Source organism: Flexivirga sp. YIM B11880 (genome assembly GCF_058148645.1).
The window spans coordinates 1-599 of the sequence record NZ_JBMAMH010000040.1; the positions used below are offsets into that span (position 1 = coordinate 1).

General features: G+C 66.4%; 1 protein-coding gene. It reads left to right on the top strand.

Features of this window, described 5'->3' with window-relative positions; all coding sequences use genetic code 11:
* Nucleotides 1-599 (top strand): electron transfer flavoprotein subunit beta/FixA family protein (locus ACN8HC_RS19735; RefSeq protein WP_490076546.1); only part of this gene is annotated, 599 nt, incomplete at both ends.

Below are 599 nucleotides of genomic sequence, written 5' to 3' on the forward strand. Positions count from 1 at the left end.
AACACGACGGATCGTTCGAGTGTGGATGGTTTGTTGTCGGAGCTGGATGAGTATGCGGTGGAGGCGGCGTTGAAGATCGTGGAGGCCACCGAGGGTGAGGTGACGGTGGTGACGGTCGGCCCGGAGCGGGCGGCGGATGCGATCAAGAAGGCGTTGCAGATGGGTGCGCATTCCGGTGTGCATGTGTTGGATGAGGCGATCCATGGTTCGGATGCGGCGGCGACGTCGTTGGTGCTGGCGGAGGCGGTGACGAAGGCTGCCGGGGGGAGCCCGGAGTTGGTGGTGACGGGGTTGGCGTCCACGGACGGCACGATGGGTGTGGTGCCGGCGATGCTGGCCGAGCGGTTGGGGTTGCCGCAGGTGACGCAGTTGTCCACGTTGGAGGTCGCCGATGGGGTGGTGCGGGGCCGCCGGGATGGGGATACGGCCTCGGATTGGTTCGAGGCGCCGTTGCCGGCGGTGGTGTCGGTGACCGATCAGGTCAACGAGCCCAGGTATCCGTCGTTCAAGGGGATCATGGCCGCGAAGAAGAAGCCGGTGGAAACGTGGTCGTTGGCGGATTTGGGGGTGGATGCCGGGCGGGTCGGGCCGGACAACGC